Consider the following 23867-nt stretch of genomic DNA (forward strand, 5'->3'; position numbering starts at 1 on the left):
TGCGGTGAACGACACCATGAATGCCCCCCGCGACAGCCTTCCCGAGATCGGGGCAGAGACCTACCTCTTCGCCTCGCCGCACGGCAAGCACATCACGTGGCTGACCGATGCACTCGGACGGCAGGGAACGGTGGTAATGCTGTCCCCCGACGCCAACTCGCTCGATGAGAGAATTGCACTGCTGGGGCCGGCAGCAATCTTCATCGATTTTTCCGGCGACCACGCCGGCACAGCGAGCGAACTCCATCAGCGGCTGAAGCGCGACTGGCCTGCCCTGCCGGTGCTGGCCGCAGGTGTCTCCGTCGAACCCGCGTCGATGCTTGCTGCGCTTCGCGCCGGCGTGGACGATTTCATCGACATGAGCGCTCCGGCGACAGACGCGGTCACCACGCTGCGCAAGTTGCTCGATCGCCGTGGCAGTGGGCCACAGGACGGCACACGCGGATACACACTCGCACTGCTTGGCGCCCGCTCTGGCATCGGCGTGACGACGCTCGCCACCAGCCTGTCGCTGTTGCTGAACGACCAGTTGTCCCAAGCTGCCAAGCAGGCAGGGCCTCGCAACTCGCGCCAAGGGGTTGCACTGCTCGATCTCGGCCTGCCGTCCCGAGACGGCCTCCTCTATCTCGACACCCAGAGCAGCTTCAGCTTTGTCGATGGCGTTCGCAACCTGCGCCGCCTCGACCAGACACTGCTGCAGACCGCGTTGGCTCATCACGCAAGTGGCGTGGCGGTGCTTCCCCTGCCGACCAGCCTCGCGCAGGTACGCGAGATTTCGCACGCGGACTCTGTGGCGTTGATCAAGCGGCTCTGCGACTTCTTTGACTTCCAGGTGGCCGACCTGGGCGGCTTCTCGACCATCGATTTCGTTGCCCAGACGGTGAAGGCCACCCAACGAAGCCTGGTGGTGTGCGATCAAAGCATCGGCGCCATCGTCTCCACGGCAAACATGCTGAAGGAGCTGCGTGCAAGAGGCGTGGAGACCGAGCGGCTTTCGCTTGTGGTCAACAAGTTCGACCACCAGGTCGGGCTGCCCGCCAAGGACATCGCCGCCCGGCTCGAACTCCCACTGCACCATGTGTTGCCCGCCCGCGGCACACAACTGATGGCCGCCGCCAGCCGCGGCGAAATGCTGGTTCGCACTGCACGCAATGACGCGTATTCGCAGGCCGTCGCCAGCCTGGCCCGCGGCTTGAAGCAGGAATACATGCCCGATCCGGGCCACGCCCCGACCAGGGAGTCCGGTTGGGCGGCGCGGATATCGCAGCTCGTCGGGCTCCGGAAGAGCTCTAGTGAAGGTTGAATCTCTCATGTCCACCGACCTCGAATTTGCCGACGACGATCAGACGTTCATCAACTCCCAACAGTTCCAGGACATCAAGAGTTGGACGCACGACCATCTCCTGAGTCGCATCGAAGAACTCGGAGCAGAGTTCGGTCGCTGGTCGCGGGCATCCATCCAGCAGTTCGTCGAACTGGAGGTCGACAGCTTCGTGCGCCTGCGCCGCGTGCCGATCAACGACCGCGAGATGCAGCTCATCGCCGATGCACTGACGAAGGAGCTGGCAGGCTTCGGCCCGCTGGAAGACTTGCTCAACGACCCGGCCGTCGAGGACATCCTGATCAACGGCTACCAGAATGTGTACGTGTCCCGCCACGGCATGCTGGAGCGCGAAACCGTTCGCTTTGCCGACTCGGAGCATGTGATGCGCATCGTGCGCCGCATCCTCGCGCCGCTTGGCCGCCGGCTCGACGAGTCCAACCCGATGGTCGATGCGCGCTTGCCGGACGGTGGCCGCATCAACGTGATCATCGAGCCTTTGGCGATCGATGGCTTGTCGGTGTCGATCCGAAAATTCAGGAAAGAACCGCTCACACCGGCCGACCTCGTGAAGCTCGGCACCTTCGACGCCGGCATGGCGCAACTCCTGGAGATTGCCGTCCGCGCCCGTTGCAACATCCTCGTGAGCGGCGGCACCAGTTCCGGCAAGACCTCGCTGCTCAACGCACTCGCGAGCTTCATCCCAGCGAGAGAGCGCGTCATCACCATCGAAGACACGGCCGAACTCTCTCTTGGAACGAGCCATGTCGTGCGCCTCGAAAGCCGTCCGGGTGGCTTCGACGGTGCCGGTGTGGTGTCCATCCGCGATCTGCTGCGCAACAGCCTGCGCATGCGTCCCGACCGGATCATCGTGGGTGAGGTCCGCGGCGCCGAAGTGATCGAGATGATGCAGGCGATGAACACGGGTCACGAAGGCTCGATGGGCACGATCCACGCCAGTTCCCCGCGCGAGTGCCTGTACCGCCTCGAGATGCTGGCGGGCTTCGCTGGCTATCAGGGCAGCGAGGTCAGCTTGCGGCGACAGATCGCCAATGCCATCGATTTCATCGTCCAGATTGGTCGGCTGTCGAATGGCCAGCGGCGCATCATCTCCCTGAGCGAAGTCACCGGCGTCAATGACAACGTCGTGGCGATGCAGGAGCTCTACCGTTACGAGCCGATCGCATCGCCCGACGGCGAGGAGCGCGATCGTTGGGTTTCGCTGGGCATTGCCCCGCACTCTCCAAAGATCGCACGGTTCCGGCAGTCGCTTGCGCGAGCACAGCAAGGGGACCAGCGTGCGTGAAGGCCTGCTGATCCTCGCCTGCATCGCGCTGCTCTTCGCCGCGGCGGGGCTGCTGCTGTGGCAATGGGCAAAAAAGCGCCAGGCACGGCAAGCAGCAGAGCGTCATCTGAACCATCAGATCCAGGCCAGCACCGCGGCCCCCATACCGGTCGCTGCGCCATTGCGGGACTCGCCTGGCGCAGGTCTCACGACGGGTGTCATGACCGACCCCTGGCTGGAGGCGGAGGCCAACGCAGCAACGGCTGCTGCGCCCTCTGGACTGATTGAAAAAGCGTTGCCTGGCTGGTTGGTGGGTGTGATCTCCCCCCGGATGGTCATCTTGGGCATTTCAGTCATCGCTCTTCTTGCCAGCGCGGCAGGGCTCTTCGGCGGCTGGATCGCGGGACTGAGCGCCCTCGGCATGTTGGTGCTTTTGGCAACCTTTGCAGTCTGGCTGCTGTTGCAGAAATCTCGCCAGAAGCTGATCGGCCAGTTGCCCGCCTACATCGACGCGATGGTCCGGCTGATCACCATCGGCAACTCCACGCAAGCGGCTTTTCAACTGGCCATCGCCACCACCCAGGCACCTCTGCGAGGTCACCTGGAGCGCTCTGCGTCGCTGGTGCGGGCGGGCATGGACCTCGACCGCGCCCTGCATCAAACCGCAAGCAACGTCCGCATCGAGGAGATGTACCTGCTGGCCTCCATCCTCGGATTGGGCGTGCGCTACGGAGGCCGCTCCGACCTTCTGCTGGAGCGGGTGGCGAACTTCATGCGGGACCGTGAACAAGCGGAAGATGAACTCTCTGCCATGTCATCGGAAACCAGGCTTTCCGCCTGGATTCTCGGTCTGCTCCCTGTGGGCGTGGCGACCTTCTTCATCCTGACCAATCCCAGCTATTTCATGGGCATGTGGAACGATGGTACGGGTCGCAACACGATCCTCCTCGCAGCTGGCTTTCAACTGTTTGGAGCAGCACTCCTGTATCGATTGGCGAGGCTGACATGACGTTCACATCCAACCAGTTGGCGATCTTGAGTCTTGCATTGCTGGCTTTAGGGCTGATGGCGGGAGCCGGCGCACTGATTGCATCCGAGCTTCGACGAGCACGCAGCGGGCAGGTCATCGGGAGGGCCATCGACCAAGCGGGAAAGACGTCTGGCCCTTCGGTGGTTTCCACCGAGGCAGAAGAGTTGTTCAGTGCACCCAAGCCCGACATCGACCTCCCATTTCACTGGCTCGACTCGCGTTTCGGCCGGGCACTGGTGGCAGACGAAGACCGAGACCTCATCGATCAATGCGGTCTTTCCTCCAAACGAGCCCAGTTGATCTTTCTCGTGACACGGGTTTTTCTCGCATTCATTCTTCCCATCCTCGTGCATGTGCTGTGGAGCGCGGGGCATACACAGCGCACGGTCATCATGGGTCTCGCATTGGCCTTCGTCATCGGCTTCATGACACCCAAATGGGTTCTCGGTCGCTTCGCCGCCATGCGGTGCGAGCGCGTGAACCAGGAACTGCCGCTGTTCATCGATCTGCTCCGACTCCTCCAGGGTGTCGGCTTGAGCCTTGACCAAAGCCTTCAGATCATGGCCAGCGACTTTTCGCATGTGCTGCGCGTGCTCGGTTATGAACTGAACCTGGCCAACAACCAATACAGCCGAGGCCGCAGCCGCGAGCATTCGCTGCATCGCCTAGCGACCTTGCACAAGAACGAGAACCTTCGCGGACTCGTGTCCCTGCTGGTGCAAGTGGACAAGCACGGCGGTGCCGTGCAGGAACCCCTGCGAATCTTCAGCGATCGGCTGCGCGAGCATCGGCGCTCGGAAATGAAAGAGCGCATTGGAAAGATCACAGTCAAGATGACCGCGGTCATGGTGACCACGCTTTTGCCGGCGCTGATGATCGTCACGGGCGGACCGGCCTTCCTCGCGATCTATCGTTCATTGGGAGCCGCCGCCAAATGAAGAAGCCCGACCGTTGCGTGTCCTCGCAACCCCTGCGCCACACACGCCCGCGCCTTTTTGTGATCGCCGTCATGGCGCTTGCCGTCTCCGGGTGCGCGGGGTTGAAGGACCAATATGCCGCCAGCGCGGATGCACAACAGCGCGCAGCGGCCGAAGTCGCTGCCGATGCCAAGGCCGGCACGACCGTCGATACGCAGGCCACTTATCTGAAGCTTGTGGACCAGATGCAGAAGGAAGATCTGTGGTTTGCCTCGCTCGCGCACATCGACGCACTCGAGCAACGTTGGGGGGTGTCGCCGGAGTCCACGCGCGTACGCGCTGATGCGCTGCGCCAGACAGGTCAGGCCGCCCCCGCGGAAACTGCCTACAAGCGCTTGCTTGGAACATCGCTGGAAAGCGCAGGCTACCGCGGCCTGGGACTTCTCGCAGGCTCGCGCGGAAACTATGCAGAGGCGGTCCAACTGCTCACACAGGCCCAACGTCGCAGCCCGACCGATGCGCTTCTTTTGAGCGACCTGGGCTACGCGAACCTGCGCGCCGGTCGACTCGAAGACGCACGCCTTCCGCTCATGCAGGCGTTGCAATTGCGCCCGGACAGCACGCAAGCACAGGCCAATGTTGCTCTCTATCTGGAAGCGACCAACCAGCAAGATCAGGCACGCGCCTTGATGGACGCGAACCGCATGTCCGAAGCAACGCGGCGTGCCGTGCGCGAAGCAGCATTGCAGATCCGCACACCGGGTGGATCTGTCGAGCCCGCAGCCCTCCTCGGCCCTGCTTCAACGCCTGTCGCGGCATCGGGATCTCCCCGCACCGAAACCACGGCCGCACCCTTGGCGCTCAAACGAGCGCGCTGGTCCGGCGCAAACAACCCGCCTGACGCTGCTGGCCGGTTGAATACGGCAGCCACCTCGACCACCGAGATGCCTCTTTCACTGAACTCGACCTCACGAGGTACGCCATGAACTTCCCATCTGCCGACCGCGACGCCTCCCGACTCATCGGGACGATGGCTGCGGCCTTCTTCTTCGTGAGCACATCTGCATTTGCGCAAGGGAGCGCAGTGGATTCGAAGGCAGCGACGACCACCGCCTCGAGCACGGCGAAGACGCCCGGGGCTGCAACAGTTGGCGCTCAACCCACGCAAGATCAGTCCACTTCGCAGGCCCAGATGGCCGAGCCCGAAGAATTCGATCCGTCGTCGATGCAGATCGGCGATGCGACACAAGGCCTTCTTGCATGGCAGCGAAGCGGGGAGATTGCATCACCCACACCTCGCACCATTGCAGGTAGCGTCGCCGGCCGAAGCTATGAGCGTTACATCAAGAGTTTCGAGCATTCGATCCCCGAGCGCCTCGGCTCGACGGTGACGAACGGCGCCAGCGGCGCGAACTCGAAGGCTCGATAGGCAACAGCGTTTTCTTGCCACGCAGGGAAAGCATCGCGATGAAAAACCGCAATCTGACTCAATCCCGACATGCCCAGAATGGCGTGTACGCGATCGAGTTCGCGTTCGTTTTTCTGATCCTCTTCGCGTTGCTCTATGCCGTGTTCTGCTACGGCCTCCTGTTGACGATGCGGATGAGCTTGCAAAACGCTGCGGAAGAAGGCGCTCGGGCCGGGCTGCGATATCAGAGCAATCTGGACAGCCGAAAGACCGAAGCCAGCGCCGTTGCGATTCAACGCAGCAACTGGTTGCCTCCTGCCCTGAAAGCGAATCGGGCTGTCGCTGCAACCATCTGCGTTGCCGGAGGGGACGATTGCCCACCAGCACCGCCTGCTTGTGGTCCCACCTGGAGCAGCCGCTGCCAGGTGGTCGTGACTGTGTCGGTCAGCGGCATCGACACGTTGTTTCCCGCACTCCCCAGCTTTGCAATGCCCAGTCAGATCGCGGGCAAAGCCAGCATGTTGCTCGACGGAAGGCCGCTATGAGATCCGTCCTCCAGAAATCGAAGCAGATGCCCCTTCGCCTGCAACGAGGCGTCGCTGCAATCGAGTTCGCGCTGGTCTTCAGCGTTCTGTTCCTGGGCATCTATGGCCTCGTGACGTTCTGCGGCGTGCTCTATGTCCAGCAGGTGGTCTCTCGCGCAGCGGAGGACGGGGCAAGAGCCGCTCAGATTCTGGGCAGCAACATTTCCACGGCAGATTTGCAGGCGAACGTACGGACAGCGATCTATCGATCGCTGGCTTTGTCGGCCATCACCCCCACCGCCGCAGGTGGAACTCCTTCGGCCAGGGAGACCTGGATTCGAGCGCGCATGGCGGACACCCCACCTGCAGTCAACCTTCTGCCCGCAGAGGTCGAGATCAAGGTGAGCTACCCCTACCGCGCCAATCCACTGGTGCCGCCACTTCCTTTGACCGCAAGCTGGATGCCTGATCGCCTGTCCGGCAAGGCCACTGCATCCAGATAGATCCTCCTCTTAGGGGTAAAGCAATGCAGTCATCCATCCGAGGATCCGCCCGACGCCAAGTCGGGTCGGTGGTCATCAATGCGGCCATCGCCCTCAGCCTGCTAATCATCGCTCTCGTCGGCACCGAACTGGGCTATCTCTTCTTTCTGAAGCGTGAGCTTCAGAAAACGGTGGACCTCGCAGCACTGGCAGGCGCCCAGGCACTAAAGCCTTCTGAATGCGGTGTTGCTCAGCGCGCCGCGCAGGACAACGCTGTAAAGAACTTTCCCGCCGGCATCACCCCTTTGGCCGCCACCGAAGTGGTCTGCGGTAACTGGGATCCAGTCTTCAATGCACCACCACTTCATTTCGTAGCACCGACTTCGGGCGAGAAGCTGAACGCTGTTCGCATCTCTATCACGCGAAATCCCACGCTCCTTCCATTCTCTTTCACTGGCACCACCAACAGAACGATCGCGGTCACAGCACTCGCTCATCAGTCCGTCCCGCAAGCGATGCTCAGCATCCGAAGCACGCTTCTCACCCTAGAAACCGATAAATCCCCGCTATTGAATGCAGTCTTTGGAAAGCTCCTCGGAGGAAGCGTGACCCTCGACGCTGCAGGATGGCAAGGCTTGGTCACGACCCAGATCAATCTCTTGTCATTTCTCGATGCACTTGCGCTTCAAGTCGGTCTCCAAGCTGGGCAGTATGAGCAGGTTCTAAACACAGAGGTCACGGCAGGCAAGTTGCTGGGAGTGCTCGCAACCGTTCTTGAGAAAAATGGTGCTCTTGCAGGGGCGGCGCTCAGCGGTTTCAACGACATGGTGAGATTGACCACCGAGATCTCAGATGTGAAGTTGACCGTCGCAGAAATTCTCGGCATTGCCACGGGCACTCCTAGCAGCGCCTTGGACCTGGGCTTGCAGGCATTCCAATTGACTCAGGCTTTCGTGCAACTCGCGAACAGTCAGCACGCCGTCGCTCTTGGTACGACCTCGAATCTTCTCGGTCTCGCCAACGTTCGAACCACTATCAAGGTCATCGAACCGCCGCAGACCTCAGCCATCGGCAATCCAGCACTCGCAGCATTGGCCCCTCTTGGTCCCGATGGAATCCGTGTTCGCACCGCCCAAGTTCGCGCGCTGATATCCGTAGATTTCACGACTGCCCTCAACGGAATACTGGACTTGGTCAATGCGGTCTTTGATCTAACTCTTCCCGTCACCAATCTGCTTAACAGCCTTCTTCATCTTGACCTCGTTGGCGCTTTGGGCAACGTTCTCTGTATCGATTGCGAAGGTAAAGCGACCGATTTGCGTCTGGTGCCATCACCGTTTCGTATCGACATCAACGTTGATGTCGCGGCGGGAAAGGCACACGTAGACAACTACAGCTGCGCAAACAATGGAAGCAAGACACTCTCAGTCATAACCGACACAGCCGCTATCAATCTACGCGTGGGCAAGATTGGCGACAGCGCAGAGAATGCAGTTCTTAAGGCCTTCGAGAAAAAGGATCCTCCGAATGTCGAGCCAATTCCTCTTGTTGATATTGGTTCCATGACATTCAAGAGAACATGTATCGTGTTTTGCAGCTACTCTTGGAAGAAAGGAAATAGCTGGGTCAGCAACGACAAGAAGAACACGGCAGATCGCGACGCATTCGCGGGCGGAGGCCTTGGTCTAATGACCAATACCCCACTCTTGGGGTCAAACAAAACGCTCGGTTTTTCTGCCCCTGCGGACTCTGGATTGCCCAACATATCTGCAACGCAAATTCCCACCCCCTACAAACCGGTTGTCGCCGAAGACCTCGTTAGCAGTCTCAGCCAGACCTTGGCCAATATCGACATTCACGTCTACAAGCCCTCGGTCGATAGCGCTCTCGGTGGCCTACTGGTTATTGTCGGGAACACCATAGATGCGGTGGTGAACTTACTCCGCCAAGCCATTTCCACAGCGCTTTCCCCCATCCTCGATCCATTGGTCAACGCCCTGATCACCGCCTTGGGCATTGACCTCGCTAAAACAGAGGTGGGTGCGCGACTCACATGTCAGGGTGGCGCGCAACTGGTTTATTGAATCGTTTTATGAGTGCCTCCAACTTCGACGAACTCGACCTCTTTGTCTGGGAAGGCAAAGCCGACATCCTCGACCGCATTGCGCGGTGCATGGCGAGCTTCGACGTGGAAGTCATCCGGGCCGACGGCCTGCCGCCTCCCCAACAGGACCGCGGTGTCGCACTGCGTCCTTCCGTCGCGATCATCAGCGTCACCGTCATCGATGGCGGCGGGCTTCCTCATGCCACGGAGCTGCTGCAAGGCATGCCCGTGATCTGGGTCGCGGCGGCCTCGCGCGAGCGCGATTCGCGCACGTATCCGCCCGAGTACCTGCACGTCCTGCCCTACGACTTCACCTGCGCCGAACTGCGCACGATGGTGGCGAAGCTGGTGCGCCAGCTGCGTGCGCGCGATGTCGCGCCGCAGGCGCCCGACGTGCTGGTGGCGCATTCCGATGCAATGAAAGGGCTGCTCGCCGAAGTGGGCGCCTTTGCGGACTGCAACCATCCGGTGCTGGTGCGCGGCGAGACCGGCGTGGGCAAGGAGCGGATTGCGCAGCAACTTCACATCGGGCACCAGCAGTACGGCAAGGGCGCGTTCGTGGCGGTGAACTGCGGCGCGATTCCCGACGGGCTGTTCGAGTCGCTGTTCTTCGGCCACACGAAGGGCTCGTTCACGGGCGCGGTGCACGCGCACCGCGGGTACTTCGAGCAGGCCACGGGCGGCACGTTGTTTCTCGATGAGATCGGTGACTTGCCGCGCTATCAGCAGGTGAAGCTGCTGCGCGTGCTCGAAGACAGCGCGGTCACGCGGTTGGGCGCGACATCGCCGATCCGCGTCGACTTCCGGCTCGTGGCGGCGACGAACCGCAACCTGCGCGAGATGGTGGCGAGCGGCGAGTTTCGGGCCGACCTGTTCTACCGGCTCGCGGTCATCGAGTTGCATGTGCCGAGCCTCGAGGAGCGCGGCGAGATCGACAAGATCGCGATCTTCAAGGCGCTGCTGGCGAACGTGCTCGGCGACGAGCTCGAGGCCCTGGGTGAAACGCCGCACTGGCTCAGCGATGCGGTGGCCGAAACCTACTTCCCCGGCAACGTGCGGCAGCTGCGCAATCTCGCGGAGCGCGTGGGCGTGATCGCGCGGCAGTTGCACAGCTGGGACCAGAACCTGATCCAGCGCGCGATCGCGCTCACGCGCGGCACGCCGGCACCGGCTGCGCTGGCCACTGATCGCAACGGCATGGGGGTCGCGCTCGATGCGAACGGCGACCGCAAGGGCTGGAACAGCAGCGAGCGCAACCGCATCATCGCGGCGCTCGAGATCAACGACTGGAAGCGCCAGGACACGGCGCAGCACCTGGGCATCAGCCGCAAGGTGCTGTGGGAAAAGATGCGCAAGTACCAGATCCTCGACGGCGAGCCTGGCATCCCAGAAGAGACTTAGCTCGCCCCCAGGCTGCGCGGCACTTCGTGTCCGCTTCTCCTTCCCCCTACCGGGGGCAACACCTGAGGCCCGGCAAAGCCGGTTCCTCGGTGTTTCGCGAAGGGGCTTCGCTGCGCTTGCCTCGTCGGCTAGTTGGTTCCGAGGCGCGTTGACCGGCGCAGCGGCGGGTTCGCAATCGATGCGCCCGGTGCGCGGTCGACCAACGGTTCGCTCGCGCAGGTCGTGTTGCTCGAGATGCACAGCGCGCCCAGCAGGCCGTCTTCGGTCAGGACGTTCCGGCTCGGGGGGCCGAAGATGCGGTCGATCCAGTTGTTGGCGCCGATGGGGTCGATGCGCAGTTCGCCGGTGGTGCGCGCCAGGCGCAGTTCCGAAATGCGCAAATCGAACACGCCGTCGATGTAGTCGAACAGCAGGGTGTAGTAGTCGAGCTGCGCATCGAGCACCTGGGGCAGGGTCTCGCGGCCGAACTCCATGAGGCGGCGGCGGCCGCGGAAGGCCTGGCCCGAGGTGCTGACGGCTTCCATCAACTGGCGCTCGCGTTCGCGGCCGGCCACGGTGCGAGACCATGACGATGCGGTGAGCTCCATCAGGTTGAGCTTCACGCCCTCCATCTTGGCTTCCTGATTCGCCACTTCGGCCAGGGCGCCCTTGAGCTTGAGCTGGCGGTCGAAGCCGTTGCCGAAGTTCCAGTTCAGTTCAAACGCGGCGCGCGTGGGGTCTTGCGGCGATACGCCGCGCGGGTCCTTGCTCTTCACGACGACGGCGTCGAGCGTGGGGTACAGGCTGGCTTCGGTCTGGTCGACCAGCGCACGCGCACGCGCCACGCGGCCCTGGGCTTCGGCCAGTTCGGTGCTGCGTGCTTCGGCGCGGCGCAGTGCTTCTTCCTGCGAGCCGATGCGCCAGTGCGCCGGCGCGGCGAGCACGGGCAGCGATTCGGGCGCGGGCGAGAACTTGAAGTAGTTGCGGAACTTGGCCAGCGCCTCGTCGCGCTGGGCCTCGAAGTCGGACTCGCGCGCGGCGACGAGAGCACGGCGCGAGGCGGCCATGTTGAGGTCGTTGTCGCCGCTCACGCCGAGCGCCACGCGGCGCGCCTCGGCCTTCGACAGGTCGGCCACGACTTCGGTGGCGCGGTGCGCGATCTGCTTCTTCAAATCGAAGCGCTGCACCTGCAGGTAGGCGGTGAGCGCGTCGAGCACCACTTTCTGCGAGGTGGTCACGACGGCTTCGTCGTCGGCCTGGTTGCCGAATTCGGCGGCGCGCTGCGCCGCGCTCATGGCGCCGCCGTCGATCAGGCTCACGCGCGCTTCGGCGGTGAGCACGGTGTAGTTCTCGCTCTTCGCGTCCTTGGCGCCGCTGCTGTAGGTGCCCGACGACGTGCCGACCTTGAAGCGCGGGTAGCGCGCCATGCGGGCCGCGTCGACGCCGAAGCTGCTGGTGTTGGCCGCGGCCTGCGCAGTCAGCACTTCGGGGTATTCCTGCGACAGCGCGATGAGCGCCTGCTTCACGCGCTGCGCATAGCTCGCAGCGCCGAGGGACGGCGGCGACAGGCGGCGCGACAGTGCCAGCGCTGCAGGTGGCCCCTCCTGCTCCGGCGACGGTTGGGCATACGCGGTGGGCGGCAGCGCCATGCTGACGCACAAGGTCGCGCAGAGCACACCCGGGGCGATGCGCGCGCGCCGGCCCGGCAACACGGGCTTGCTCATGGTTCGCGGAAGGCTTCGCGCCGCAGTTTGAGCACAGGCCGCAGGATGTACCAGATGAACGGATCGGTCCCCACACGCAGGTCGACTTCGGACTCCATGCCGGCGGTGATGCGGTTTTCCGGCCGCCCCACGTGCGACTGCGACATGCTGATGAGCAGCCGGTAGTACGGCGCGCCGCTGGCAATGGCGGCATCGCGATCGGCGTCGGCCGCCACGAGCTTGACCTTGCCGTCGACGGCGCCGTAGCGCAGGTAGTCGTAGGCGGTGATCTTCACGCGCGCCTCCTGCCCCACTTCGACAAAGCCGCGGTCGTTCGGGTTGAGGCGCGCCTCGACCATGATCTCGTCCTCGTCGGGCACGACCTCCAGGATGGATTCGCCGGGCTTCACGACCCAGCCGGCGCTAGAGCTGCGCAGGCCCTTCACGATGCCGTCGGCCGGCGCCTTCACCACCGTGCGCGAGCGCTGGGTGCGGGCGCGCGCGAGGTCTTCGCTCAGGCTGGCGAACTGGCGTTCGACGGTGGCCAGTTCGTCCGATGCGCGCCGGCGAAAGCGGCCCTCGGCCTCGGCCATCTTGGCCTGCGCCTCGGTGATGGCGGCCTGCGCCGAGATCACGCCCTGGCGCGCCACGGCGAGTTCGCTGCGCACGCCTTCGGCCTGGCGGCGCTTCTCGAGCACCTCGACCTGGCCGACGAGTTTTTCGCTCAGCAGCTGTTCGGAGATCTCCAGCTCTTTCTGCATCAGCGCGAGCCGGTCGTTCAGGCCCTTGGCCTTGGCCTGCTGTTCGAGCTGCTTGCTGCGCGCCTGCTCCAGACCCGACACGGCGCCGGCCATGACGCCGCGCTGCTCGAGCGCGCGCGCCTGGTAGGCACCGACCTCGCCTTCGAGCACGGCTTCGTCGATGTCGGCATCGAACGAATCGCGCTTGAGCGGCTGGCCGCGGCTCTCGGCAATGAGCCGCACGCGCGTGGCCTGCGTGGCAGCGTAGCGCGCGGTGAGCTCCTCGAAGTTCAGGCCACTGCCGCCCAGGTCGATCTCGACCAGCGACTGGCCCTGTTTGACCTTGTCGCCTTCTTTCACGAGCACGTTGCTGACGATGCCGCCTTCCAGATGCTGGATCGACTTCACGCGGTCGGAGGGGATCACGCGGCCCGGTGCGACGACGACGGTTTCCATCGGAAAGCCGAGCCCCACCGCCGCCAGCACCGCGACCGCGCCGCCGATGATCCACTGGCGCCGCCGGCCTTGCGGCGTGGTCTGCGCCGCCTGTTTCTCGCTCTCGCCCTGAAGCACCTGCGGCAAGTCTGGTTTCAAAATCCCGTTCCCCTGTCTCTGTCTGTCAGTCGGTCGATCCGTGGCAACCACGAATCACGCATCGCGTGGCCTGCTTGCTCACGCCATCGAGCGCGAGGCGGCCGGGACGCCTGCATTGCTGTTGCTGCTGCCGCTGCCGTCGTCGGTGGTGTCGCCCAGCGCCACGAGCGGCTTCTTCACGCCGAAGAGCTTGGGCACCATGACGGCGGCGGAGCCGATTTCCACGTTGCCCTGGCCGGTGACGTGATAGACGGCGGAGGCCGCCGACACGATGCGCAGCGAGTGCGTGACCACGACCACGGTGCGCACCTTGGCCACCGCGAGCATGGTCGCGAGCAGGTTGCGCTCGCTTTGAAAGTCGAGGTCGTTGCTGGGCTCGTCGAGCACCAGCACCGAGGGCTTGCGCAGGAAGCTCATGGCCAGCGCGAGCTTGCGCCGCTCGCCCACCGAGAAGCCGGTGCCGCCCTCGCCCACCACGGTGCGGTAGCCGTCGGGCAGGCGCGAGATGAAGTCGTGCGCGCCCGAGAGCTTGCAGGCCGCCACGATCTGCTCGTCGCTCTGGCCCGGCGCGCCGCGGCGCATGGTGTCGACCAGCGGACCGCCGAACCAGTACACCTCTTGCGAGAGGTAGCTGATCCAGCGCGACAGCTCTTCGCGGCCGAACTGCGACAGGTCGTACTCGCCGATGCTCACCACGCCATGCGTGGGCGTGTACAGGCCCGACAGCAGCTTCACGAGCGTCGACTTGCCCGCGCCGTTGCGCCCGACGATCACATGCAGGCCGCCAGGGCCGATGTCGAGGTCGACGTTTTCCAGCACGGGCTGCGGTGCGTCTTCGGTGAAGCTGAAGCTCACGTCTTTCAGCGTGACGCGGCCCAGCGGCTGCGGCAGCGCCATGCCGGTGGGCGCCTTCTCGACCGGCTCACCGAGCACGGTTTCCAGGCGCTTGGCGGCTTCCTTGGCGGTGGCCAATGCGCGCCAGTTCGACACCAGCCCGGCCACCGGCTGCAGCGCCTTCAGCGCGAGCATGTTGGAAGCAACGAGGCCGCCCACCGTCATCCACTGCTGCATGACGGCGATGGCGCCGACGGTGACGACGATCACCGAGAACACGGTGAGCAGCACGGTGGTGCCGTCGCGCGCGGTTTCGATCTGGCCGTTCTTGCCGAAGCTCTCACTGAGCCAGGCGTTGTAGGTCTGCTGCCAGACCTCGATGGTCGGGCCGTCGTTCGACTGCGCCTTGAGCGTCTCGCGCGCATGGCAGATCTCGGAGGTGATGCGATCGAGCCCGCGCCCGCGCAGCACTTCTTCGACGCGGCCGGCGCGCACTTCGTCGGCCCACCACCAGGCCAGGAACGCCATGATGGCCAGGAAGGCCGCCACCACGGGCAGCACCGGCAGCGCGACGATGCCGATCACGATCAGCGCGAAGATCGCCATCGGCAGGTCGAAGATCGATTGCGCGAGTCCGCCGGTGACGGTGCCGCGCACCGCGCCCACGTCGCGAAAGAACAGCTGCCAGGACGAAGCCGGCCGCGCCTCGAGCGCGCGCAGCGGGCGCCCGAGCATGGAGTGCAGCAGCGCGCCCGACACGCCGTGGTCGACGGTGGCGCCCGCGTTGCGCAGCAGGCGCGAGCGGCGCGTGCGCAGCCAGAACTCGATGCACAGGAAGAACAGGATGCCGCTCACCAGCGCGGCGAGCGTGGAGACGCCGCTGCGCGAGAGCACGCGGTCATACACCTGCAGCAGGAAGATCGAAGGCAGCAGCCCGAACAGGCTGATCGGCAGCGACAGCCAGGCCGCGCTCTTGACGAGCGGGTAGGCCGCGCGAAACGCATCGTTCAGCGCACCGGCATACGGACTGGCGCCGGGGACTTCCGGCCTGTCGGCAACCAGCTGGCTGGGCAAGAGGAACTTGATCATGGAAAAAGACCGATCCGTCGGGCAACGACGCCTGCATCATTATCAACTGTTACCCGACTGTTACAAGGCAAAAATTCGCCTCTGACGCCTCTCAGCATCGGTGGGTGCGAACCTGCGCCGGACCGGTCGTTTCCGTACCGCGCGTTCCTTGCTGCGCGGCGTTTTCCCTGAGCGTGCAATTCATCGTTTTGTGGGTATGGCTGTGGGTCGCGGTGCGGCCGGATGAGCCCGGCAGGCCTTCGGCAAAAACGAGGGCGATGTTGGCGCACAGCAGCATCAGCAGCACCCAGGCGCACAGCAGCTGCAGCCAGCCCAGCCACCAGCGCCGCGGGGGTACCTCGCGTTCGGATTCATAGGGGATGTGGACCAGTGCGTTCCATCTCATGGCAGTGCTTTCAGGACCCGGGCCAGCCGGGAAAGACCGACACCGGCGGAGCTCTTGGCCAGCACCCAGTCGCCTGGTTGCAGCAGCCCGCCGAGTGCGGTGGAGAGGTCGGACACATCGACAAACCAATGGGAGCGGACCTTGGTGCGGATGCGCGTGTGAAGCGCCCGCATCAAGGGTCCGCACAGGAGCACGCGGTCAGGTTGCGACGCCAGCAACTCGGCCTCCAGATCGAGGTGATGGCGTTGCGCCGCGGGCCCCAGCTCCTGCATGTCGCCCAGGATGGCCACCCGGCGCGCAGGCTCGCAGGGGGCTTGTGACAGCAACTCAAGCGCCGCCCGCATCGAACTCGGGTTGGCGTCGTAGGTTTCATCGATCAGCTTGAAGCTTCCGCCGCCGATGTGAATGGTGTGCAGCGCACCGCGTCCGCCCGGCGGCTCGAAGTGCGCAAAGGGTTCGACCGCCGCGGCCAGCGGCAGGCGCAGCGCCTGCAGCGCGGCCAGCGCGGCCACGGCGCTGGCGCCCATATGGCGGCCCGGCGCGTTCAGGCGCAGCTGGAAGGGCTCGCCGGCCACCTCGGCCTGCACCTCGCCGTGGTCGAAGGCGAGCAGGCGCACGTCGGCGTCCTTGTGCTCGCCGTAGGTCACGATCTGCAGCTGGTGCGCCATGGCCGCTTCGGCGAAGGTGGCGAACTCGGGCATGTCGCGGTTGAGCACCACGCGGTCGCCCGCGGCCATGGCCTGGAACATGCGGCAATCGAGCCGCGCGGCGGCCTCCGACGGGCCGCGGTGCTTCTGCGACGCGGCCGACAGCCCCGTCACCACGATGAGCGAAGGCCGCATCAGCTGCGCCGAGGCCGGCATGTGCGAGGTACCCATTTCGAGCACCCAGTAGGCGGCATGGCGCGGCATGCAGGTGAGGTTCCACGCGATGCCCGAGGGCAGGCTGATGTTGCCTTCGGGCTGCGCCACCTCGCCCCACACAGTGAGCGCGCCGGCCAGCATGGCGGCCACGGTGCTGCTGCCCGCGCCGCTGCCCAGCACGCCGCACACGCGGCCGGTGAACTCGGTGCGTGCGTGGTCGCCCAGCTCGAGCACGGCCTGCAGCACGTTGGCCACCTGCAGCACGGGCACGCGCTTGTCCAGGTGCGGCTTGGGGTCGGTGCACAGCACGGCCGCGGCCGGCTGCAGCACGCCCTTGAGCGTGACGGCGGCCAGCGGCGTCTTCGAGGGCCGGGCCTGGTGTTCGAACACGACGCGGCCCTTGCGCATGAAGGTGCGCTGGGTCACGCCGGTGGCGCGCCAGCCGTCCTCGGGCTTGACCACCCATTCGCCGCCGGTGACGCGGGCCATCTCGCTGGCCGTCCAGACCGCGCCGTCGTCGCGCACGCCACCACCACCGCCGCCGGGGCCGGCGCCGCCAGGCTGGCTGCGCCGGTCGAGCAGGTAGCGGTGGTAGGCCGCGAAGCCCGTCACGTACTGCTCGACGTCGTCGATGCGCACGCGGAACGAGTGGTGCCGCACGAAGAAGGCGCCGACGACCGTGGACGGCCGGCGGAAGTACATCGCCATCTCGGGCCAGAAGAAGCCGTTGAGCAGGTAGTGCGCGCGGTAGTCGAGCGCGCGGTAGAACTTCTCGGTGTCCAGCTCGTCGAGCAGGTGCCGCATGGCGGGCATGCTCTCCAGCCGCTGCAGCATCTGCTGCGCCGCCAGCATGAGGCTGAGCAGCGTGGGAAAGGTGGTCTTGCGGTCGAGCACGAAGTCCAGGTAGCCCGCCACGTTCTGCAGCCCGAAACGGAAGTAGCGCTCCTGCGGGCTCCACTGCGTGAGCTCGTTCACGCAGCCGCTGAGCCAGTGGTCGTGCGACTGCCAGTGCTGGCTGGCAATGAAGTGGTCGAAGGCCTTCTCGACCGCGGCCAGCCAGCGCGGATCGCGCGTGAAGCCGTACAGGCGCATGAGGCCGAAGGCCGCCTCGCCGTCGTAGAAGATGACGCGCGAGGCTTGCTTGAGCGACAGGTCGGCCGCGTGCAGCACGTGGTCGAAGCGCCCGCTGGCCGGGTCCTGCAGCGCCACGATGCCCAGCGCGAGCTTCTCCAGCAGCGGCAGCCAGTGGCGCGTTTCCATCAGCTCGCAGTAGCGCACGAACATGCGCACGCAGGCCGCATTGCCGCCCAGGCGGATCTCGCCGCCGGTGTCGACGAGGTAGGCCACCTCGCGGCCGTCGGGCAGCGTGTAGTCGCGGATCAGCGCGTCGGTGAGGTGGTCGATGGCGCGGTCGATGGCCGCGCGCAGCGTGTCGTCGCGCGTGAGCTCCCAGGCCTCGAGCATGGCGTGCACGGTGCCCGCGTGGCGCATCGCGTCGTAGGTCGGGATGCGGCGGTCGAAGCACGGGAAGTAGCCGTACACGAACAGGCCGTCGCTTTGCATCTGGCGCGCCAGGTACGACGAGCCGCTGCGCACCAGCTCGAGCACGGCCTGCGGGTTGAGCGCCGGCAGCTGGCGGCGGCCCGCGTCGAGCCCCGTGCCCACGAGCTTGTGCACCACGCCGTCGGGCTGGCAGAACACGCCCACCGTGGCCAGCAGGTACACGGTGCGCTCCGACGACTCTTCCAGCGGCAAGGTGCGCTCGAAGCGGGCCTGCGCGTAGACGTCGAAGTTGCGCACGTTCACCACCGAGTGCGCGATGGTCGAATCGCCGCACAGCATGGCGTTGGCGTTGAGTTCCTGCTCGGTGAAGGCGAAGCCGAAGTCCTGGTCGAAGGCCAGGCCGAGCCGGAAGTAGTTGCGCTTGACCGCGGTGAGCTGGGTCTTGAACTGCGTCCAGTCCATGGGACTGGCGCCCTCGACCCAGTCGATGCGCAGCCAGGGCGAGACGATGCCGCGCTCGCGCACCCATCGCTCGACGAGGTCGGCGCCTTCGCGCCAGGCGGTCTCGAAGTCGTCGGCCCGCGCATGCACGACGTGCGCACGCTGGGAGCCGTCGCTCACCGAGAAGAAGAGCGTGAAGGCCGGGTACGGGGCAGGCAACGCCGCGCACACGGACACCAGGCGCTCGTGGCAGGCGTGGAGCTGGTCTGAGAAGGACATCATTCGGCCCCGGTCGAATGCGGGCGAAGGCCGGTCGCGTCCGTCATCTGCTCTCGCTTGAATGACGTGATCGCGGACCGGAAACCGCCCGTGAAATCATCGCGTGCTCCCGATTCAGCGGTAGCTGAACTCGGCGCGACGATTGAGCTGATGGCCCTCCTCGGTGGTGGCAAGCGATGCGGGCTTTTCAATGCCCCAGCTGACGGCTTCGATGCGTTCGCCCGGCACGCCCATCTGCGTGAGCATGCGCTGCACGGCCTCGGCGCGGCGCTGGCCGAGCGCGAGGTTGTACTCGCGGCCGCCGCGCAGGTCGGTGTGGCCTTCGATCACGACCCGGCTCGCCGGCCGGTTGCGCATGTAGCCCGCGTGCGCCTCGACGATGCTGCGGTCGCCCGTCCTGACGTCGTATCGGTCGAAGTCGAAGTAGACGATCTTGGCCGGTGTGTTCGGCGGCGGCGGCGGGGGTGCCGGCTCCACCTTGGGCACTTCGCGCACGCTCTTGTTGGAGTAGTAGTAGGTCGCGTCGTCGCGACCGCCCTTGGGAGGCACACCGCAGGCAGCGAGGCTTGCGCCCATTGCCACGAGGGCCAGTATCCGGAAATTCTTGTTCATGACGGTCCTTTCGCGGGACGGGCCGCTGACGGCCCGTCCCTGTCTGCTTGCTATCGAGGTTTCCCTTCCTCCTTCTTCGTGTCCTTGGATCAGCCCAGCAGGCCGTGCAGGATGTTCGTCACGGGTGCCAGGGCACCGCCGGCCGGGCTCTGGTCGAGCAGGCTGGTGATCGGGGTGAGCACGTTGTCGAGCACCGGGGCCACCGTGTGTTCGACCGTGTCCAGCACACCGGTCACGACCGTGGCCACCGGGGCTGCCGGCGTGCCGGCGAGGATGTCGGTCACCGGTTCGACTGCGTTGGTCACGGTTTCGACCACCGTCGAGACCACCGAGCCGGCCGAGCCGTCGAGGATGCTCGTCACCGGTTCCAGGATGCCGGCCACCGGTTCGGCACCGCCCGTCAGGCCGCCGAGCAGGCCGCCCACGAGGCCGTCGGCACCGAGCAGGCTGCCGACCAGGCCGTCGTCACCGAGGACGCCGCCGAGCAGACCGCCTTCGCCGCCGCCGAGCACGCCGCCCAGGAGGCCGCCGTCACCGCCGAGGACCCCACCGAGCAGGCCGTCGTCGCCCAGCACGCCGTCGAGCAGGCCGCCAGCATCGCCACCGGTCACGCCGCCGAGGACACCGCCCAGCAGGCCGTCGTCGCCCAGCACGCCGTCGAGCAGGCCGCCAGCGTCGCCACCAGTCACGCCGCCGAGCACACCGCCCAGCAGGCCGTCGTCACCGAGGATGCCGCCGAGCAAGCCGCCGTCACCGCCGAGGACGCCGCCCAGAAGGCCGTCGTCACCCAGCACGCCGCCGAGCAGGCCGCCGTCACCGCCGAGGACGCCACCCAGGAGGCCGTCGTCACCCAGCACACCGCCGAGCAGACCACCGTCGCCGCCGAGGACGCCGCCCAGCAGGCCGTCGTCACCCAACACGCCGCCAAGCAGACCGCCGTCGCCGCCGAGGACGCCGCCCAGGAGGCCGTCGTCACCCAACACGCCGCCGAGCAGGCCGCCGTCGCCACCGAGGACGCCACCCAGGAGGCCGTCATCACCCAGCACACCGCCGAGCAGACCACCATCGCCACCGAGGACACCACCCAGGAGGCCGTCGTCGCCCAGCACGCCACCGAGCAGGCCGCCGTCGCCGCCGAGCAAGCCGCCCAGCAAACCGTCGTCACCCAGCACGCCGCCGAGCAGACCACCTTCTCCGCCGAGGACGCCACCCAGGAGGCCGTCGTCACCCAGCACGCCACCAAGCAGACCGCCGTCGCCGCCGAGCAAGCCGCCCAGCAAACCGTCGTCACCCAGCACGCCACCGAGCAGACCGCCTTCGCCGCCGAGGACGCCACCCAGGAGGCCGCCCTCGCCGAGCACGCCGCCCAGCAGACCGCCTTCGCCGCCGAGCAAGCCGCCCAGCAGGCCGTCATCACCCAGCACGCCGCCGAGCAGGCCACCGTCGCCGCCGAGGACGCCGCCCAGCAGGCCGCCGTCGCCACCCAGCACGCCACCCAGCAGGCCATCGCCACCGATCAGGTTGGCCACGCCGTCGGTCACGAAGTCGACCTGCGTGTCCACCGCGTTCAGCAGGCCGTTCGTCGCGCCGGCGCCGAGCAGCTGGTCGACCACCGGGCTGACCAGGCCGCCCACGCCGTCCGTCACGTCGTCGACGAGGCTGTCGGCCGGGTCGAGCACGTTCGGGTCGTTCGGCGTGAAGCTGGAACCGAGCACCGGGGCCAGCAGGCCGTCGACCGTGTCGGTCAGGCTGTCGGTCAGTTGCGAGACCGGGGCCAGCACGTCGCCCAGGCCGAGGTCGCCGAGCACGCCGTTGTTCAGGCCGTTGACCAGGCCGGCCACCACGCTGTCGGCCGGGTCGAGCAGGGCCGCGCCGGTGCCAGGGGTGCCGCCGCCGCCGATGCCGCCGAGCACGCCGCCCAGCAGACCGCCGATGAGGCCTTCTTCGCCGAGCAGGCCGCCCACGGGGCCGTCATTGCCCAGGAGACCACCGACGATGCCGTCCGGTCCGAGCAGGCCGCCGGCGCCATCGCCGCCGAGCAGGCCACCCAGCGGGCCGTTGTCGCCCAGCAAGCCGCCGAGCAGGCCGTCGTCACCGAGCAGGCCACCGATGGGGCCGGTGCCGCCGAGCAGACCGCCGACCAGGCCGTTGTCGCCGAGCACGCCGCCCAGCACGCCGTCCTCGCCGAGCAGGCCGCCGATGGGGCCGGCATCGCCGAGCAGGCCACCGAGCAGGCCGTCGTCACCCAGCAGGCCGCCCACCGGGCCGTCGCTGCCGAGCACACCGCCCAGCAGGCCGTCGTCGCTCAACAGGCCGCCGACGAGGCCGTCGTTGCCGAGCAGGCCGCCGATGGGGCCGCCTTCGCCGATGACACCGCCGAGCAGGCCGCCCAGCAGGCCGTCGTCGCCGCCGAGCAGGCCGCCCAGCGGGCTGTCGGCGAGCAGGCCGGAGATCGCGCCGTCCTGGCCAAGCAGGTTGTCGATGAGGCCGCCCTGGCCGAGCAGTTCGCCGGTGAGGCCTTCCGAGCCGGCCAGGCCGGCCAGCACGCCGTCGCCGCCGAGCAGGCCGCCCACGAGGCCGTCGTCACCCAGCAGGCCGCCCAGTGCGCTGTCGTCGCCGAGCAGGCCACCCAGCAGGCCCTCTGCACCGAGCAGGCCGCCGGTGAGGTTGCCGAGGGCGCCGTCGCCGAGCAGGCCGCCGACCAGGCCGTCTTCGCCGAGCACGGTGTCGAGCAGGCCGCCGACGGCGGTGTCTTCACCCAGCAGGCCGCCGACCAGGCCGTCCGGTGCCAGCAGGCCACCGACCAGGCCGTCTTCGGCCAGCACGCCAGCCACGAGGCTGCCTTCGCCGAGCACGTTCTCGAGCAGGCCGCCGAGCGCGCCGTCGTCGCCCAGCAGCTGGTCGGTGACGCCGCCCAGGCCGAGGGCGTCGGTGAGGCCGCTGACGATGCCGTTGTCGCCGACGAGGTTCTCGAGCCCGTTGTTGAGCGCGTCGGTCACGTAGTCGACCTGGCCGAGCAGGCCGTCCAGGATGGCACCGGCAGCGCCGGCACCAAGCAGCGGATCGAGCACCGGGCTGAGCGCTTCGCCGAGCGGGTCGGTGATGCTGCCGACGGTGTCGTCGATCGGGTCGAGCTGGTTCGGGTTGTTGGCCTGGAACTCTTCGCCGAGCAGCGGAGCGAGCACGTCGTCGACGACGTCGGTCAGGTCATCCACCACCCCGGCCACCGGGGTCAGCGAGCCACCAAGGCCGAGCGCGTCATCCAGGCCGTCGACCACGCCACCCACGATGCCGTCGGCTGGGTCGAGGAGGTGGTCGGCGTCTGCGTCGGAGTCGGAATCGCTGTCCGAGTCGGAGTCGCTATCCGAGTCCGAATCAGAGTCGCTGTCCGAGTCAGAGTCTGAATCCGAGTCACTGTCCGAGTCGGAATCAGAGTCGCTATCCGAGTCGGAGTCGCTGTCCGAATCCGAATCCGAGTCAGAGTCCGAATCAGAGTCGCTGTCCGAATCCGAGTCGCTATCGCTATCGCTATCGCTATCGCTATCGCTGTCGGAGTCGGAGTCGCTGTCCGAGTCGGAGTCAGAGTCCGAATCGCTGTCCGAGTCCGAATCGGAATCCGAGTCGCTATCCGAATCCGAGTCAGAGTCGCTGTCCGAATCCGAGTCGCTGTCAGAGTCCGAGTCGGAATCCGAGTCCGAGTCCGAGTCCGAGTCCGAATCAGCGTCCGCGTCGGACTCACCGCCCGGGCCGCCCACGAACAGCGGGAAGCCGGTGGTGCCACCGTCGCCGCCACCACCGCTCAGTGCAGCACCCAGCGCCGCGGCGCCCAGGGCGCCCAGCGCGAATTCACCGAGGCCGATGCCGCTGCCGGCCGCGGTCTTCTTGGTCACTGCCAGGGCGGCCGCATCGGCGTCGCTGTCCGGCGGGGTCACTTGCAGGTCGCCCGAGGCGACGTCCACATTCACTTGTTCGAGGCCGCCGGGCAGCTTGGTCGAGCCGATGGTCGCATCGGTGCCGCCGGTGAAGACGCCGGCCAGCGGCGCCTTGTTGGAGGCCGATCCGGGGAACAGCACATTGGCCTGGCCGCCGTCCGGCACGATCACGCGGTCGCCGGCCATCAGGGTCTGATTGCCGTCCACCGGAATGCGGACACCCTCGCGCATCACTGCAACGCCGGGCGTAGCATTGGACAATGTGCCCACGCTGGGCGACGCCACGGCCGCAGGCGCGGCGGAGGCGCCGGCGCTGATGCCCGGCGTGCCGAGCGGCGTGACGGTGGCTTGGGCGAGAACCACGGGCGCGCCAGTGGCGGCGAGCCCTTCGGTCGAAACGGTCGATGCTTGTGGAGCGGTCATGGCAGCCTCTGTGACAAA

General features: G+C 66.4%; 17 protein-coding genes. 10 read left to right on the top strand and 7 right to left on the bottom strand.

Annotated features, from left to right (window positions below; translation table 11 throughout):
- The first annotated feature begins 4 nt into the window (after window positions 1-4).
- Genes ACAM42_RS28090 through ACAM42_RS28135 form a run of 10 tightly spaced genes read left to right on the top strand, consistent with a single transcriptional unit; the run spans window position 5 to window position 10472 of the window.
- A complete protein-coding gene (locus ACAM42_RS28090) occupies window positions 5-1303 on the top strand; it encodes a CpaE family protein (RefSeq protein ID WP_369630114.1) in 1299 nt (432 codons plus the stop codon).
- 7 nt (window positions 1304-1310) lie between these two features.
- Entirely contained in the window at window positions 1311-2627 is a 1317-nt protein-coding gene (locus ACAM42_RS28095; protein WP_062479689.1) for a CpaF family protein, read from the top strand.
- Window positions 2620-3615: a type II secretion system F family protein gene (locus ACAM42_RS28100; protein WP_369630115.1), complete on the top strand. Its 996-nt coding sequence runs from the start codon at window positions 2620-2622 to the stop codon at window positions 3613-3615. The genes ACAM42_RS28095 and ACAM42_RS28100 overlap by 8 nt, the downstream gene beginning before the upstream one ends.
- Window positions 3612-4574 carry a type II secretion system F family protein gene (locus ACAM42_RS28105; RefSeq protein ID WP_369630116.1) on the top strand — a complete coding sequence of 321 codons (963 nt, stop codon included), beginning with the start codon at window positions 3612-3614 and terminating at the stop codon, window positions 4572-4574. Before ACAM42_RS28100 ends, ACAM42_RS28105 begins: the two co-directional genes overlap by 4 nt.
- Window positions 4571-5539: a tetratricopeptide repeat protein gene (locus ACAM42_RS28110; protein WP_369630117.1), complete on the top strand. Its 969-nt coding sequence runs from the start codon at window positions 4571-4573 to the stop codon at window positions 5537-5539. Before ACAM42_RS28105 ends, ACAM42_RS28110 begins: the two co-directional genes overlap by 4 nt.
- Window positions 5536-5982, top strand: coding sequence for a DUF3613 domain-containing protein (locus ACAM42_RS28115; protein WP_369630118.1), 447 nt, complete (start codon window positions 5536-5538; stop codon window positions 5980-5982). The genes ACAM42_RS28110 and ACAM42_RS28115 overlap by 4 nt, the downstream gene beginning before the upstream one ends.
- Window positions 5983-6020: 38 nt before the next feature.
- A complete protein-coding gene (locus ACAM42_RS28120; RefSeq protein WP_307696976.1) occupies window positions 6021-6506 on the top strand; it encodes a TadE/TadG family type IV pilus assembly protein in 486 nt (161 codons plus the stop codon).
- The gene (locus ACAM42_RS28125; RefSeq protein WP_307696975.1) at window positions 6503-6988 is read left to right on the top strand and encodes a TadE/TadG family type IV pilus assembly protein; all 486 of its coding nucleotides are present in this window, start codon (window positions 6503-6505) and stop codon (window positions 6986-6988) included. Before ACAM42_RS28120 ends, ACAM42_RS28125 begins: the two co-directional genes overlap by 4 nt.
- Window positions 6989-7011: 23 nt before the next feature.
- Window positions 7012-9051 (top strand): TadG family pilus assembly protein, encoded by a 2040-nt coding sequence (locus tag ACAM42_RS28130; protein ID WP_369630119.1) that lies wholly within the window; start codon window positions 7012-7014, stop codon window positions 9049-9051.
- An 8-nt stretch (window positions 9052-9059) separates the two neighbouring features.
- Window positions 9060-10472 carry a sigma 54-interacting transcriptional regulator gene (locus ACAM42_RS28135; RefSeq protein ID WP_369630120.1) on the top strand — a complete coding sequence of 471 codons (1413 nt, stop codon included), beginning with the start codon at window positions 9060-9062 and terminating at the stop codon, window positions 10470-10472.
- Window positions 10473-10600: 128 nt separating this feature from the next.
- On the opposite strand, the gene ACAM42_RS28140 is transcribed toward ACAM42_RS28135, so the two are convergent.
- The 7 genes from ACAM42_RS28140 to ACAM42_RS28170 all read right to left on the bottom strand — a co-directional run bounded on the left by ACAM42_RS28140 (window position 10601) and on the right by ACAM42_RS28170 (window position 23849).
- Complete coding sequence (locus ACAM42_RS28140) at window positions 10601-12175, bottom strand: TolC family protein (protein ID WP_095948074.1); 1575 nt, start codon at window positions 12173-12175, stop codon at window positions 10601-10603.
- Entirely contained in the window at window positions 12172-13488 is a 1317-nt protein-coding gene (locus ACAM42_RS28145; protein WP_369630121.1) for an HlyD family type I secretion periplasmic adaptor subunit, read from the bottom strand. The genes ACAM42_RS28140 and ACAM42_RS28145 overlap by 4 nt, the downstream gene beginning before the upstream one ends.
- A 78-nt stretch (window positions 13489-13566) precedes the next feature.
- Entirely contained in the window at window positions 13567-15411 is a 1845-nt protein-coding gene (locus ACAM42_RS28150; protein WP_369630122.1) for a peptidase domain-containing ABC transporter, read from the bottom strand.
- Between the two features lie 91 nt (window positions 15412-15502).
- The gene (locus ACAM42_RS28155; RefSeq protein ID WP_369630123.1) at window positions 15503-15796 is read right to left on the bottom strand and encodes a hypothetical protein; all 294 of its coding nucleotides are present in this window, start codon (window positions 15794-15796) and stop codon (window positions 15503-15505) included.
- Window positions 15793-18882: a Mur ligase family protein gene (locus ACAM42_RS28160; RefSeq protein WP_369630124.1), complete on the bottom strand. Its 3090-nt coding sequence runs from the start codon at window positions 18880-18882 to the stop codon at window positions 15793-15795. Before ACAM42_RS28160 ends, ACAM42_RS28155 begins: the two co-directional genes overlap by 4 nt.
- Window positions 18883-18996: 114 nt before the next feature.
- The gene (locus ACAM42_RS28165; RefSeq protein ID WP_062479666.1) at window positions 18997-19494 is read right to left on the bottom strand and encodes an OmpA family protein; all 498 of its coding nucleotides are present in this window, start codon (window positions 19492-19494) and stop codon (window positions 18997-18999) included.
- 89 nt (window positions 19495-19583) lie between these two features.
- Window positions 19584-23849: a hypothetical protein gene (locus ACAM42_RS28170; RefSeq protein ID WP_369630125.1), complete on the bottom strand. Its 4266-nt coding sequence runs from the start codon at window positions 23847-23849 to the stop codon at window positions 19584-19586.
- Window positions 23850-23867: the final 18 nt, after the last annotated feature.

It is taken from the genome of Variovorax sp. V35 (assembly GCF_041154465.1).
Classification (GTDB): Bacteria; Pseudomonadota; Gammaproteobacteria; order Burkholderiales; family Burkholderiaceae_C; genus Variovorax; species Variovorax boronicumulans.